Consider the following 14,656-nt stretch of genomic DNA (forward strand, 5'->3'; position numbering starts at 1 on the left):
AGGGGGGGCTTGAAAAATGAAAGCGGTACCAGTTCCTTTTTTAAGAAAAAATAAGATTAAACGAACGACATCTGAACGAGTATTCGATGCGTTTAACGTCTTCATTATGATTGTTTGGAGTCTATCCGCCATCTATCCGTTCTGGTATATCTTGATCATGTCATTTAATACGGGAGCGGATGCGGCTGCCGGGCCTATATGGTTTTTCCCACGTATGTTCACGCTTGAAAACTATGCTTTTGTTTTCCAGTATGACAGGCTGCAGACTGCATTTGTCGTGACAACGCTTCGCTGCATTGTTGGTCCAATTCTTTCTGTTTTTGTAACCGTGCTGGCGGCATTTGCTTTATCCAAACGATTCTTGCCGGGACGCAAGACGTTGCTCTTTTTCTTCATGATGCCTATGTTTATTGGCGGTACGATCATTTCAAATTATGTTGTTATGGTAAAGCTCGGCCTGCTTAACAACTTTTTGGTATACGTATTGCCAGCAGCATTTGGATTTTTCAGTATGATCATTATGCGAACGCATATTGAGGAGCTGCCAATCGAATTGCAGGAATCGGCTACGATTGACGGCGCAGGGTATCCGCGCATATTTGCGCAAATTATACTGCCTTTATGCAAGCCGATTCTTGCCGCATTTTTGTTTTTCTCAGTAGTGGGCAATTGGCTGGATTACTACACCAACTTGATTTATGTAACAGATAGGAGCTTAAGCACATTACAGTTTGTGCTGTATGAAATAATAAATCGCGCTGAAGCCAGCACATTGATTGATTTTACCAAGACATCAAGTGCTTCGCAGCGCCGAATCATGTCAATGGCTAACAATACCGTACCTACTCCTGAAGTAATCAAGATGACTGTAATGGTAGTCGTAACGTTCCCAATACTCTTTGTCTACCCGTTTTTCCAGAAATATTTCGTAAAGGGTATGTTGACGGGCGCGGTTAAGGCGTAAAACTTCTATATTTGATAGGTAATATAAAAAGGGAGGGTTTATATTTGTTTATGAAACGTAAGACTATGACGATTATGCTCGCTTTTATTCTAGCGTTTACTCTTTTTGGATGCAGCAACAATAATGAGGAAACAATCAATTCGGAAAGTGCAGCTCCCACAGACGGCGAGTCTACTACTGCTTTTAAAGAAATCCATTTGGACGTATTGGGAGAATTATCAACAAATCCGCGTAAACCAGTAGAAGACCGCTTAACTCCTATCTGGCGCGAAAAAACGAAAGTTATACCTAACATCATAGAAATACCCGCAGGTTCAGACTATAAAAGCTGGTTGCAAATGCAAATAATAGCCAATACCGTACCGGCTGTTATTGCAAACCAAAACGGTATTGCCGATAACGGAGACAATATGGTCATGCTTAAAAAGGCTGGAATGGCTCGTGAATTCACATTGGATGAATTGAAAAAATATATGCCATATACGGCTGAAAGGTTGGCAGATTTAGGCGTTACCATGGAACAATGGTATCAAGCAAGCGTTGACCCGAGTGATGGCAAGTTGTGGGCCATACCATCGCTTCCAAGTCCGCTGCTCAAAGAAGAATATCGCAAATCACCTTACGGTGACGCCAGCCTCGGAAACGGCGGTTATGCGGTTTGGATTAGGGATGATATTTTGAAAAAAATATATCCGGATGCCATGAATGCAGCCGAACTCAAAGCTTTGACAATAGCAAACGGAGGTAAATTAACGCTAGAGCAAATTATGGATATTCCAATCAAAAATCTTGATGAATTATCCGATTATCTCAAAAAGGTACAGGACCTCAAAATAACAGAGAATGGCCGAGAAATCACGCCGGGCCACCTTCAATTTGAGAACTCCAGGGGAGCGCTGCATTGGTCATTGTTCTCAGCAACAGGATTGAGCTTAAGCAACGCATATCCGCTTATTATCAATGAATCTAAAAATACGTACGTGGACTACCAGTTGACGCCAGAGTGGAAAAACTATATTTCCTTTATGAACAAAGGCTTTAATCAAGGTCTGTTTGGCAAAGAATTTTACATTCAGAAAAACGAACAACGTGATGCTAAAATTATTAATGGCGAGTATGCTGTCGTAAATATGTGGCATCCTATTTCAGCAAATCTAGAAAAGATCCGCAAAGAAGGCAAGACATATGACTGGAGATACTATCCTATTTTTGCTAATGAAGTAGATCCCAGCTACCAAGATGCGGCTAATCAATACTTTCCTTTAACTACAAGGTGGAATTCGAAGGTAATTAACCCTAAAAAAGTGACTGAAGATATGATACCTCAAATCCTTGGCTGGATTGATTGGAATTATTCTACTGAAGCTGCTCTCCTGCGTGAATGGGGTACACCGGACATGTATACAGGCGAAGGAATGGATCGACGCTACAAGCCGGAATACCAAAAGGTTGAACAATACAAATTAGTCGGCACACAAGATGAAACAGGCGACGGATGGTACTACGGTATTAAAGGCCAAGATGGCACAATGAATAATCCCGAAGTATATGGTCTTGTTCAGGCGGGAGAAATGGGTTATGTATATAGTCCGTCAATTGTGTATCCATTCAGCGAAAGCAATTACGATCAATTAACTGTCGTTAACACGGCATGGCAGAAACATAACTTAAAAGCAATGACGTTATATGCAGAGTTAGCACTTGATGAAGCATCGCTTAAAGCGAAAGCTGATTATGAAGCTATAACAACTGAATTAAATAACAATCTTATTGCGCCGCACAATGATTTGTTGGATAACCTTATAGTAAAGGCGATTACCGGACCAGTTGATAAATTTGACAGCAACTATAAAGACTACACAGATATTTTGTCGAGAGCGGATATTGTGGATGGCGAAGTCAAGCAAGCAGAAGCTTGGAAGAAGTATTACGAGCTGCGGGCTGGCTTCTTACAGAAGCTGAATTAAGGCTTAAAATCATTTCTCTATGCCATTATTTGGTAGTCATTTGGACATTACGGGATGGAGCACCCCTTTAGCGTAGACATTGGAAAATACCACTAGTGGTCAAACCAATGAATATTGCAGGGGGTGCTTTTTGTCATGATCACAGCCCAGAATCGGGATTAATCGATAAATAGGCATGCCGCACCCTGTAATCAAGCGGAGAAACCGCCTGGCTTGCCTTGAACGCCTTGGAGAAATGGGCGCCGTCATAGAAACCGGTTACAACTGCGATCTCGGTAACCGGAATGGATGTCGTTTCCAGCAAGCGCTTGGCCCACTCGATCCGAAATGAGAGAATATACTGCCCAATCGTAGTCCCCGTTATCGTTTTAAATAGATGATTCAAATACCTTTCATTGAGAGAGTGTCTTGCGGCCACCTCAGGCAATAAAATTTTCAGACCGTTGTCAAGACGCTCCTGGATGTCTTCAATAACTTGACGGACGATTCGCTCGTTCTTATTCCGTTGCCCGGTGCTCTGCATCAGAACCATGTGCATTTTAACGAAGATATGAAGAAAATAATGTTTGGCCAGCACGGAAACTTGACGATTCATCCGAAGCTCGGTGATCAGAGCGTGAAGATCCGATTGCGAACCGGGTACGGACAGCGGCTCTGTCACGAGCTTCAACTGCGAGAGCAGACTCCGCATACGTGAATTTAATTCCGGCCGATCGAAATGAAACATCAAATAATACAAATCGAACGATCCCTCGGGACAATAGCTATGATGAACGGAGTCTGAAACCAGAAACAGGTCCCCCTGCTTGAAAGTCAGCGTGCGACTATCCTGCACGACCGTGTTTTCTCCCCGTGTGTAGTAATTCAATTCGAACCCAGAGCCTGCCCCGTCCCATCCTCTGTTCCGCCAGAAGCCAAACGAATGAATAGAAAACTGGTTCCACTCCGAATCGAATAATTCAATAAGCGCCTTGAGAGGCGAAGCCGAATGGTGCTCTCGCATAGAAATAACCTCATTTTTTTCTTACAATTTTACAAATATGATTTGATTATACAATACTGAATTCGGAATGAGAACTACAATACAGGTATGGAAACGCCATTGCAAAGAAAATGAAGGATGTGAAGCCATGAAGGATATGTTTGAACTTGCAACCCAAGAGGATAAGGAATTTTACAAGCAAAATGGCTACTGGATCAGTCCTGTCCTATTCGATGAGGAAGAAATCGAGGCCATGCGCAAAGCCCATGACCGCGTATGGTCTTCCGATTACGACGGTGACGGTTATCCGCTGGGAGAATGGCAGCCGAACGGCAATCCCAATCAGCTTAGAAAAATCGATAATACCTGGTGGATCAACGATGTGATCCGGGGGACAGTGACGGATCCCGTGCTCGGTCGAATCGCCGCCGGTTTAATGGACAGCACTGAAGCGCGGTTGTGGTACGATCAGATTATTTACAAACCGGGTACTGGCACCGGCGAGAAGGGCTCTGTTTCGCTGGGGAATGTCGGATGGCATCAGGACTATGTTTACTGGCAATGCACGAATACGGACAATCTGGTCACAGCATGGATCGCTCTTCAAGATACTGATCTGACGAATGGCTGCATGTCCGTTATCCCAGGTTCCCATAAATGGGGATTGCTTGAAGGGAGTGACGGTTTCTTCAACCGGGATCTGGACGCTGTCAAGTCAAAGCTTGAGGGCGAGGGAAGAGAGTGGAAGGAAGTGCCTATGACGCTGAAGGCCGGTCAGGCTAGTTTCCATCATTCCTTGACGATTCACGGCTCTGGGCAGAATTATTCCGAGCATCCGCGGTTGTCCGTTGTCGCTCATCTGATGCCGCACGGCACAGCCTACCAGAACCGCGGCCATAACGTGGACAATATCCGTCTGCTAGGTCCTCGTCCCAAAGAGGGGCAATTATTCGACAGTAACTATTTCCCAGTCGCTTATTCTAAATGATAGTCTAGTTCATAAAACTACAATTCACGGAGGTACACTATGAAAATCAAATTGACACCCGAAGAAATTAAAAATGGCCGCCTCGACCCGGAAACGCTCGCAATTGCGATCGAGCAAGTGAAAGCGAACGGCTATATCGTGTTCGACAAAGTATACAGCGACGAGCAAATGGCTGAGCTGCGCGGCGCTTTCGATCCGATGTTCGACGAATACATCGCTAAGAAAGGATTCAACACCGGTACCAACCGGGCGCAGATGCATCTGCCGTTCCAACAACCTTTTAGCGATTCCTCTATCATTGAGCATCCGATTGCGATGTCCGTAATCGACGGTCTGCTCGGTGAATACAGCAAGCTGACCTACTTCGCATCCGATACGCCGATGCCTGGTTCGGACTATCAAGCCGTTCATTGCGACATTAATCCGCTGTTCCCGGACATGTCTGTTTCCCTGCCCCCGTTCTGTCTCGTTATGAATATTCCGCTCGTTGATACGACGGAGGAGAACGGACCGCTGGAGATATGGCCGGGCGGAACACATCTGCATGGGGACCGCGCAAACCAGGATACGCTGGGCGGCGTGATCAATCCGCATATGCATATTGTGAGAGCTGCCGAGCACATGCTTTCCGAGAAAGTATTCATGTCCGCCGGCTCCATCGTCATCCGCGACATCCGTATGTGGCACCGCGGCACGCCTAACCGTTCGGATTACCGCCGGACAAACATCGCGCTGATCTACAACCGAGACTGGTACGGCAGCGGCTACCAGATTCAAGTTCCAACGGAGGTTTACGAGAATCTTCCGGAACGCTCGAAGCAGCTGCTTCGCACCGAAAAAATCGGCTACCCGGTGAAGATGCCCTGGGAATGGTAAGCTGTTATAAGAGGTAATATGTTGTACCGTTTACGAACGTGCCGATCGCCAATCTATGGGACGTATGCTTGTGGATGGCCCGCCGGTTTGAAGAGCAATTCTACAGCGGCACAGTTGACATCAACAGCTCCTCGGAGCGTAGTACGGGATAGAGTTTAAGCAGACCATTATTAAGACGCGGATGCTGCGGCCAATGGATTTACTGCGGTTATCGGCAAAAGCGCTCATTGGTCAAATCTACAACCTGGCTTGGCTGATATGGCCTTATGGCAAAACAATGAAGATCGCTTTCCATCCCCCATAGGGGGAAATGGAGCGATCTTCTTCTATTGCATGGGCTTTTACTGATGATAAACTTAAGGCAAGCTGAAAGATTGCGTAATGCGTGGGATCCAAGGTTTTTGTTAAAATGAGAATAAGTTGATGTATAGCGGAAGGAGAGGAATCAGCTTGAAAAAACGCAAAGATATGCTGGCGATGCTCGCTTGTTGCGCACTATTAGTTATTGGTGCCGTAGGAATGGAGTGGTTGAAAGCCGAGAAGCCATTGAAGCCGATCGCGATCGTGACCACGTTCAAGGGCGATCCGATGACAAGCCGCGCTTTTACTTGGCACAGCACGAATTTGAAGGCTGCTGCAATTGTTCAGTTAATTAAAGGAGATATTAAGAATGATTGGGATAAGGCACAAGTTATTACCTTTACTGGCGTAACTTCTGAGCTTGATCTAGGCGATGGAGTCAAGCATGCTGTCCATAAAGCAGAGGCAATCGGGCTTGAACCGGGGACGGTCTACACTTACCGAGTAGGCAGCGGGGAAGAGAAGGCATGGAGCGATTCAGCTGTATTTGAGACGGAGTCAAATGAGAATACTGCATTTACTTTCATTAACGTTGCAGATTCGCAAGGCGTTACGGAGCAAGATTTTGAGCTGTGGGGAAATACATTAGACAAGGCGTTTGCTGCTTTTCCGAGTGCAGCATTTATCGTTCATAATGGTGATTTGACAGAGGACCAGGCGGATGAGAAGGCATGGACTCATTTATTCGCAAAAGCTAGCAAGTGGGTAACCCGGGTTCCTTTTATGCCGGTTACGGGTAATCACGATGAGGTAGACGGAGACGCCGAGCAGTTCGTATCCCATTTCAACGTCCCTGCTAATGGTGCAGAGGGCTCTACTTCAGGCACGACCTATTCGTTTGATTACGGGTCTGTACATTTTATTGTTTTAAACTCTGAGTCGAATATTATGGAGCAGACAAAATGGCTGCGAAACGATCTGGCTAGTACGGATAAGCCATGGAAAATCGTCGCTGTCCATAAGGGGCCTTACGGTGGCAATACATATAAAAAGGTAAAGGACTGGTCCAAGGTTTTCGATGAGTTTGAGGTAGATTTGGTGCTGCAGGGCCACAACCATGAATATTCGCGTTCCTATCCATTACGGGATGGAGAAATCGTCGGCGACGGCGAGGCCGCCGTTCATAATCGTGAGGGTACGGTCTATGTCGTGACGAATACGTCAGGACCGAAATTTAACGAAAAGAAGGAGGATCAATTCTATCACAAGGTACATTTTCAGAATGAGCAGCAAATGTTCGCAGGAATTACGGTTAATGGGGAAACATTAACCTATCAGGCCTATGATGTGTCAGGAAAGAAGCGGGATGAGTTTGTGATTCAGCACTAATGAGGGGGATGGGCATGGAAGATACGATCTTGGTCGTCGAGGATGAACGAAAAATCGCCAGACTGCTGCAAATCGAGCTGGAGAGTGAGGGGTATCGCGTGCTGCTGGCTGAAAGTGGAACGGATGGATGGTCTGTCTTTCGCGAAGGAGGGATCGATCTTATTCTATTGGACGTTATGTTGTCGGGCATTAGCGGCATCGAGTTGCTGCGGCGTATACGCACACTAGACAGCAATACTCCGATTCTGTTGTTGACCGCCAAAAGCTCTGTCGAGGATAAAGTATCGGGTCTTGATCTTGGCGCCAATGATTATGTAACCAAACCGTTCGAGATCGAGGAGCTACTTGCTCGAATACGCACGGCACTCAGAACTTCGACGCGCTCGAATATCGGGGGAACTGCTCAAGATATTTCCGAAGGCTGGCTTGAAGCTGATGATTTGCGGCTTAATCCGCTGACGAGAGAAGTTCTGCGCAGCGATCGCAGTATCGAGTTAACGCATCGCGAGTTTGATTTGTTAGCGTACTTACTCCGCAACAAAAAGCTGGTGCTAAATCGCGATCAGATTTTAGCCGAAGTATGGGGCTATGAATACGCTGGCAATACGAATGTCGTTGATGTCTACATAAGGTATGTTCGAAAAAAAGTCGATGAAGGCTTTGGTCATGAGCTTATCCATACTGTCAGAGGTATCGGATATGTTCTGAAGGATAAGCCATGAAACTGAGAAGCAAAATATATTTGTATTCGTCAGTCTTATTCGCGGGGCTTCTAATTGCCGCCAACGTTTCGGTGTATTTTGTTTTTTACAAAGTGACGATCAATCGGGAGCTGGGGCAATTGGCCGCAGAGACGACTCAGGCAGCTGATGTAATCCGGACTTCGGATAATCGATTGACGACGGTAGAGCTGCTCCGTGCCTATGTTCCGCTTGATGGAATGATTAATGTTATAACGGAAGCGAACCCTGGCAACGAGCCTATGGTAACCTCAGCTTCCGAGACGGAGCTGAGCTTGCGCAAGCCCGTTTTTTATTCGGAGCGTCAGGTTGAATGGATAAGCATCGAAGGCAAAAGCTATGGGTTCGTTTCTATTCCAGTCCTTGCATCGGACGGTGGGGTTGTAAATGTGCAAGTTGTGCAAAACATGGAAGAACAGATCGCTTTGCTGCGCCTGCTGCGGCTTGTTCTAGTTGTCGTGTCCGCGGCTGTTGTGGTTATCGCTTTATTATCCAGCGGGCTGCTAGGGAGCTTGATTATGAGGCCGATCGCAGCGATGACCGGCACGATGAAGGAAGTTGCACGAAGCGGCCGATTCGTAAAGCTGGAGCAGAATGGTCGTTCCAAGGATGAACTGATGCAAATGGGTGAAACCTTTAACGAGATGATCGGGTTATTGGAGAACAGCTTTGCAAGGCAAGAAATGTTTGTCGCAGGTGCTTCTCATGAACTGAAGACGCCGCTTACGATTATTGAAAGCTATTCCAGCTTGTTGAAGCGCAGAGGCCTCGATCGCCCCGATCTGTTTCTGGAATCGGTGGAGGCTATCCACTCTGAAGCTGTAAGAATGAAAGGAATGACCGAGCAATTGCTGCTGCTCGCGATCCCACATCGGCAATGGAAGCTGGCTATGGAAACAATGGATCTGCTGCCATTCGCGGAGCAAGCGGTATCCAGCTTTAGGCGCGCCTATAATCGGGAAGTTGTTGTGCAAGATTTTGCAGGAGCTCCAGTAACCATCATGACGGACGCTGATAAATTGAAGCAGCTATTATTTATATTGCTCGATAACGCACGCAAATATAGCAGCGGCACGATATTCGTCCAAATAGATGTCGACACTAACGGTGCTGGTTGTATTCGGGTCGTTGATAGCGGCATCGGCATTTCGCAGGAAGAATTACCGCATGTGTTTGAGCAATTTTACAGAGTAGATGAAGCTCGGAATAGAGGCACGGAAACGGTTGGAGGAGCGGGTCTTGGATTGTCGCTGGCCAAAGAAATCACGTTTGCCTTAGGAGCCCATATCTCACTTGAAAGCGTTGAAGGCAAAGGGACTTCAGCTGTCGTCTCCTTTCCTAAGACAAATTCAGCAGTGAGGTGAATAGGCTAACATTCTCATTAAATTGTAATGTTAAACATGTAAGCTATGGCAAAAAGGGATTGGCGGGGAAAATATGACTACTCGAAAGAACAGTTGGATTAGGTGGGCGGCGGCGCTGTTATTGCTTGCAGCGGTGCTGGGGATTACCGCATTATGGAGGTGGGATACCAATAAAGATAGCCAAGTCTCGGAAGAAGCTGCACGCCAAACCGTACTCCATTATTATAAAGGGGATATCTTGGACGTAGCCGAGCAGGGAGACGGCTATGTGATCCAATTGAAAAACAAGCAAGGACTCTATGAGTTGAAGGTTGATCGGAATCAAGCAGTAATCGCTTCTATCCGAATGCTTGAGCGGTATCCGGACTCGAATCAAGATCCTACTCCTGCTCCGCCGCTAGTTGAAGCAACACCTTCGCCAAATCCGTCGCCAACGTCTAATCCTTCTGTAATATTGACGGAAAAGGAAGCTTCCGATACGGCACTCAAAAAGGTAAAGGGTAGCGTAAAGGAAGTCGAACTGGAGGACTCGAGGGGCAAGTGGTATTATTTCGTTGAAATAGAAACCGCAGACGGACGGGAAGCGACCGTACAACTGCATGCAGCATCTGGTTCTGTCGTATCCGTTACATGGGATGATGACGATCAATCTAATGATGATTAACTTATTTTATCATCAAATTCTAATGTTGCTGTAATGGTTCTCTTAGATTACACGGGTAAAGTGTAGAAGTAAGAAGAGAATAGCCATTAGAGAGGATGGACTTGAATGAAAAAGAAAAGCATCATTATCGGATTAGCAGTCATCGCTGTACTTGGAGGAGCGGGAGCAGCAGTAGCTGCGGAATCGACTGGAACCTACATTGGCAAAGAGAAGGCTACGGCGATCGTACTCAAAGCTGTACCCGGTCATATAACGGAAGTGGAGCTGGATCGCGAACATATGACAGCTATTTATGAAATTGAAGTTCGCAAGTCAGACGGTACGGGGAGAGAGGTCGATATCGACGTGGATGCCGTAACAGGCAAGGTCGTTTCGATACATGAAGATGACGATGATGATGATAGAAAACAAACTTCATCGACTCCGTCCACATCATCCAATCCTTCCGATACTTCAACTGGCAGTGGAAAAGAAATAACGGTTGAGCAAGCGAAGAAACTGGCAGTTGCTGAGGTTAAAGGCGACGTCGTGAACACGAAAACCGAATGGGACGATGGCATGAAGAAAATCGAAGTGAAGATTAAAACAAGCAAGGGGATTGCCGAGGTGGAACTCGCTGCGCTTAGCGGCAAGCTGATCTCAATCGATTATGATGACGACCTAAATGACGATGACGATTATAACGATGATGACCAAGATGATCAAGACGATCAAGACGATCAAGACGATGATCAAGATGACAGAGATTAATGCTGAGCTTGGACACGATATTGGAATCATGTGTTGTAGATTATATATTTGAAAAATTGAAGGCACCTTTCCCAGATGATTGGGGAAGGTGCCTTGTTGTTTTTCAACTCCATAGAGAATGCCAACTGATTGTTCCATTCTTTTCTTTGCTCAAAAATTCTGTTATTATCAGGTTGACTTATTAAACGCATTTAATAAGCATGGTGCTATGAGGCGGTGATCATGATGAATGAGTTGCTTGCAACTCCAAAAGAATTGAAGAAAGTGATCCTACATGGTATTCGTACAGCGCTTTTGGCAGAGGGGAGCGCAACGAAGGTTGAGCTCAGCCAGAAACTGGGAATCAGCTTCCCTACGATTAGTAAGTTCCTGACGCAAATGGAGAAAGACGGGGAGCTGCTATTAGTTGGTCTTGATCATTCTAGCGGTGGAAGAAGAGCAAAGAGATATACCTATAATCCAGAGTATATGCTCGGTTTGGCTATTTTTTTGGAAAAAACAGAAACAAACTATACTGTCTTTAATTGTTTAGGAGAAGTGAAAGAGCAAGGTCATACTTCGAGTGTCCTTATGGATGATGTTTTAAGTTTAACTAATCATATTGAAAACATCATTTTAAAATATCCTAAAATCAGTTCGATAGCCATTGGTGTTCCAGGATCGGTTAATAATGGTCGAATTATACATATTCCGAGCTACGAGCACTTTCATAATTTTGATTTGAAGGGGTACTTTGAAGAACGATTATCGATACCTGTAGTCGTAGAGAACGATATGAATGCAGCAGTCCTTGGTTACAATAAAAAGCATAATCAAGACAATCCCTCCTTAGTCTACTTGTATTTGGGTCAAAATGGTCCCGGTGCCGGCATTATGATTAATGGTGATGTGGTGCGAGGAAGTACTTTTTTCTCTGGGGAAGTCTCATTCGTTCCTCAGTATGATGACAAAAACTTTCTGCAAGCTTTGGACAGTGGGAGCGGAACGGAAACAGCAAATCAACATGAAGAGAAAAAGATTGATGCTATTAGTCGGTTGGTAGCTTCTTTTACAGCGACAATAAACCCTCACACGATTATTTTTTACAACGATGAAATAAACACGTCATTTAAAGACAAAGTAGCACTAAGAAGCGCAGCGTACGTCCCGAAAGAACATTTGCCGGAGCTTACAACAAGCGATTGGAAACAGGATTATTTACACGGATTAAAGCATCTTGGACTTGATCTAATGATCTCTAGAGCGAAGATTTAGAACGGATTATTTTTGGAAAAAGAGAGAAATTCGAAATGGAGTGGTACGGAATGAAAACAGAAAAAGAGAAAATGTTGAATGGAGAGCTTTATCTTGGAAGCGATCCGGAATTACGAAAAGAATTTTTAAACGCTCGTAGATTAACACGGTTATTCAATCAAACACTTGAAACGGAAGTTGACAAAAGAACGGAGCTGCTCAAAGAATTATTCGGTTCAACAGGGGAAAATCTATTCATCGAACCAACCTTACGTTGTGATTATGGCTACAACACACATATTGGTGAAAACTTTTATGCGAATTTTGATTGTGTATTTTTGGATGTGTGTGAAATACGGATCGGTGATAATTGTTTCCTTGCACCAGGGGTTCACATTTATACAGCAACTCACCCGTTGAATGCAAAGGTGCGCATAACGGGGCTAGAATATGGAAAACCGGTAAAGATCGGTCATAATGTCTGGATCGGCGGGAGATCCGTCATCAACCCTGGCGTTACAATTGGCAATAATGTTGTGGTCGCTTCTGGTTCTGTTGTTACAAAAGACGTTCCAGACAATGTTCTAGTTGGCGGAAACCCTGCGAGAATCATTAAACAGATTGAGGAATAGATGAACTAATGAACAAAGACCCGAAATGAAGTCACTTTGAAAAAAGTGTCCATCCTTCGGGTCTTTTACGTTTATAATCAGAAATATAAGAATAGCGAGGAAATTTCATATAACGACTAATTCATCCATGGAGGAACGAAAATGGAACGGATAGATGCGTTTAACGGCTATGACCTTTCGGATATTGAAGAAAACAAGAGAAATCTATTAATCTTTGCTCTTCGTGGAGACCTAGCATCTTTGAAAGAACTGCTGAATGAAGATTCGGAGCTTGCTAACTGCGTTTGGGGATATTTTTCACCGATACACTTTGCCGTTAGGTCAGGGCACACTGACGCAGTCCAACTTTTATTGGAGCACGGAGCGGAATTAACCAAGAGTCCAATAGGATGGTCGGACGATCTTTTGACAAAGGCAAAAGACCGAGGTTACGAAGAAATCGTAAATATTATAAATCAGCATCTTACACAAAATTATAATGTGTCACTTGGTGGCAGCGAACTTATGAAATTGATAACTAAGGGGCAGAAAGAGGAAGCTTTGAGGGTATTGGACACATCGCCGGAAATGATTCATTCAAGTGATGAGCGGGGAAATACCCCTCTCCACTGGGCCGTGCTTACTCGGGATCTTCCGCTTATCGACAGCCTGATTCATAGAGGTGCGGATCTGCGCGCAAAGAGAATGGATGGGGCTACACCTTTGCAAGTTGTTTTCGAAGGGGATTACTGGTTTAGAAGCAATCGGGACTTGAGCGAGAAGGCAATGCGTAATGAATGGTTCCTCGGTGGATATTTGGTAGCTCGCGGGGCGGCATATGATATTTGGACGGCCTCCTCAATTGGTGATGCCGAGCAGGTTGCTTCCTTTCTACAAAAGGATCCATCGCTGGTTAATGCAAAAAACTCGGTAGGCAAAAGGCCATTGGGCTATGCGTCCAAATATGGGCATACCGTTACGGTTAAGCTCTTGCTAGAACAGGGAGCCGACCCGATTGCAGAAGAAAAAGATGCTCCGCATGGAAGTGCGCTATGGGCTGCCGCTAAGGGCAATTATGAGGACTGTGCCAAGCTGCTGCTGGAGTATGGAGCGGATCCGAACGGCGTAGTAGAATCCAGTGGTAATTGTCTATACATAGCCACAAGTAGAGGCAACCATTCATTGGCCAAATTGCTCTATACTTATGGGGCTTCGATGAGCCTTGATTCGGCCTGTTTTTTGGGAAGAGTGGATTTGGTAGGAGAGATCATTGCCGCTAATCCAGCCTTGGTTAATACAGGCGGTGACTACGGTCCGTTGTGTATGGCTGTGGGGGAGGGGCACAGGGAAATTGTCAAAATGCTAATACGCAGCGGTGCGGAATTAAATGGCCCGTGGTACGCCAATAATTACATGGGATATGCCATTGATTCAGGAGCTGAAATGGTTAAGTTTCTATTAGAGTCGGGGGCTGACCCCAATCACTCAAATTGGTTAGGTGTTACCTATCTCCATAAAGCAGTCTATCTGGGAAACTTAGAGTTTGCTCAATTGCTCATTGAGTTCGGAGCTGACCTTAATGCTATCGATGAAGAATACAATTCTACGCCGCTCGGTTGGGCAGCGAAATATGGGAGAGTGGAGATGTTCCAGTATTTACTGACCAAAGGCGCAAATCGCGGCCTGCCAGTAGATCAATTGTGGTCACAACCACTTGCATGGGCTAAACGGAGAGGACACACTGCCATAATCGATATTTTGGAGAGAAAAGTATAAACGGATAGGAACGATTTCGATATATTTGTGAAAATTGGGATAGGAGGTGCGA

13 protein-coding genes are annotated in these 14,656 nt (G+C 45.3%); 12 read left to right on the top strand and 1 reads right to left on the bottom strand.

The features are described from left to right. Positions 1-16: 16 nt before the first annotated feature. The gene (locus AC787_RS23160; RefSeq protein ID WP_054027344.1) at positions 17-964 is read left to right on the top strand and encodes a carbohydrate ABC transporter permease; all 948 of its coding nucleotides are present in this window, start codon (positions 17-19) and stop codon (positions 962-964) included. Positions 965-1,014: 50 nt separating this feature from the next. Beyond that, positions 1,015-2,931: a hypothetical protein gene (locus AC787_RS23165; protein WP_152970737.1), complete on the top strand. Its 1,917-nt coding sequence runs from the start codon at positions 1,015-1,017 to the stop codon at positions 2,929-2,931. Positions 2,932-3,070: 139 nt separating this feature from the next. Here AC787_RS23165 and AC787_RS23170 read toward each other — a convergent pair whose 3' ends face one another. Then, entirely contained in the window at positions 3,071-3,934 is an 864-nt protein-coding gene (locus AC787_RS23170) for an AraC family transcriptional regulator (RefSeq protein WP_054027346.1), read from the bottom strand. 127 nt (positions 3,935-4,061) lie between these two features. Here AC787_RS23170 and AC787_RS23175 point away from each other — a divergent pair, with 127 nt between their 5' ends. The 10 genes from AC787_RS23175 (at position 4,062) to AC787_RS23220 (ending at position 14,604) form a co-directional block, all read left to right on the top strand. Next, on the top strand, positions 4,062-4,901 hold the full coding sequence (locus AC787_RS23175; RefSeq protein ID WP_054027347.1) for a phytanoyl-CoA dioxygenase family protein: 840 nt from the start codon (positions 4,062-4,064) through the stop codon (positions 4,899-4,901). Positions 4,902-4,940: 39 nt separating this feature from the next. Then, positions 4,941-5,777: a phytanoyl-CoA dioxygenase family protein gene (locus AC787_RS23180; protein ID WP_054027348.1), complete on the top strand. Its 837-nt coding sequence runs from the start codon at positions 4,941-4,943 to the stop codon at positions 5,775-5,777. A gap of 450 nt (positions 5,778-6,227) precedes the next feature. Then, positions 6,228-7,466, top strand: a complete 1,239-nt coding sequence (locus AC787_RS23185) for a purple acid phosphatase family protein (protein ID WP_054027349.1) — start codon at positions 6,228-6,230, stop codon at positions 7,464-7,466. Between the two features lie 14 nt (positions 7,467-7,480). Further along, positions 7,481-8,188, top strand: a complete 708-nt coding sequence (locus AC787_RS23190) for a response regulator transcription factor (protein WP_054027350.1) — start codon at positions 7,481-7,483, stop codon at positions 8,186-8,188. Next, positions 8,185-9,570, top strand: a complete 1,386-nt coding sequence (locus AC787_RS23195; protein ID WP_054027351.1) for a sensor histidine kinase — start codon at positions 8,185-8,187, stop codon at positions 9,568-9,570. The genes AC787_RS23190 and AC787_RS23195 overlap by 4 nt, the downstream gene beginning before the upstream one ends. A 73-nt stretch (positions 9,571-9,643) precedes the next feature. Next, positions 9,644-10,234: a PepSY domain-containing protein gene (locus AC787_RS23200; RefSeq protein WP_054027352.1), complete on the top strand. Its 591-nt coding sequence runs from the start codon at positions 9,644-9,646 to the stop codon at positions 10,232-10,234. A 105-nt stretch (positions 10,235-10,339) separates the two neighbouring features. Beyond that, entirely contained in the window at positions 10,340-10,984 is a 645-nt protein-coding gene (locus AC787_RS23205; protein WP_054027353.1) for a PepSY domain-containing protein, read from the top strand. 225 nt (positions 10,985-11,209) lie between these two features. Then, on the top strand, positions 11,210-12,238 hold the full coding sequence (locus AC787_RS23210; protein WP_054028159.1) for an ROK family transcriptional regulator: 1,029 nt from the start codon (positions 11,210-11,212) through the stop codon (positions 12,236-12,238). Between the two features lie 50 nt (positions 12,239-12,288). Further along, the gene (locus AC787_RS23215; protein WP_054028160.1) at positions 12,289-12,849 is read left to right on the top strand and encodes a maltose acetyltransferase domain-containing protein; all 561 of its coding nucleotides are present in this window, start codon (positions 12,289-12,291) and stop codon (positions 12,847-12,849) included. Positions 12,850-12,990: 141 nt separating this feature from the next. After that, the gene (locus AC787_RS23220) at positions 12,991-14,604 is read left to right on the top strand and encodes an ankyrin repeat domain-containing protein (protein WP_054027354.1); all 1,614 of its coding nucleotides are present in this window, start codon (positions 12,991-12,993) and stop codon (positions 14,602-14,604) included. Positions 14,605-14,656 lie beyond the last annotated feature (52 nt).

The organism is Bacillus sp. FJAT-28004 (assembly GCF_001280845.1).
GTDB lineage: Bacteria > Bacillota > Bacilli > Paenibacillales > Paenibacillaceae > Pristimantibacillus.

What these genes read in the sequence shown, in the direction of transcription:
- AC787_RS23160 (WP_054027344.1), top strand. Translation starts at nt 17, where the DNA reads ATGAAAGCGGTACCAGTTCCTTTTTTAAGAAAAAATAAGATTAAACGA.
- AC787_RS23165 (WP_152970737.1), top strand. Translation starts at nt 1,015, where the DNA reads ATGAAACGTAAGACTATGACGATTATGCTCGCTTTTATTCTAGCGTTT.
- AC787_RS23170 (WP_054027346.1), bottom strand. Translation starts at nt 3,934, where the DNA reads ATGCGAGAGCACCATTCGGCTTCGCCTCTCAAGGCGCTTATTGAATTA.
- AC787_RS23175 (WP_054027347.1), top strand. Translation starts at nt 4,062, where the DNA reads ATGAAGGATATGTTTGAACTTGCAACCCAAGAGGATAAGGAATTTTAC.
- AC787_RS23180 (WP_054027348.1), top strand. Translation starts at nt 4,941, where the DNA reads ATGAAAATCAAATTGACACCCGAAGAAATTAAAAATGGCCGCCTCGAC.
- AC787_RS23190 (WP_054027350.1), top strand. Translation starts at nt 7,481, where the DNA reads ATGGAAGATACGATCTTGGTCGTCGAGGATGAACGAAAAATCGCCAGA.
- AC787_RS23195 (WP_054027351.1), top strand. Translation starts at nt 8,185, where the DNA reads ATGAAACTGAGAAGCAAAATATATTTGTATTCGTCAGTCTTATTCGCG.
- AC787_RS23200 (WP_054027352.1), top strand. Translation starts at nt 9,644, where the DNA reads ATGACTACTCGAAAGAACAGTTGGATTAGGTGGGCGGCGGCGCTGTTA.
- AC787_RS23205 (WP_054027353.1), top strand. Translation starts at nt 10,340, where the DNA reads ATGAAAAAGAAAAGCATCATTATCGGATTAGCAGTCATCGCTGTACTT.
- AC787_RS23210 (WP_054028159.1), top strand. Translation starts at nt 11,210, where the DNA reads ATGAATGAGTTGCTTGCAACTCCAAAAGAATTGAAGAAAGTGATCCTA.
- AC787_RS23215 (WP_054028160.1), top strand. Translation starts at nt 12,289, where the DNA reads ATGAAAACAGAAAAAGAGAAAATGTTGAATGGAGAGCTTTATCTTGGA.
- AC787_RS23220 (WP_054027354.1), top strand. Translation starts at nt 12,991, where the DNA reads ATGGAACGGATAGATGCGTTTAACGGCTATGACCTTTCGGATATTGAA.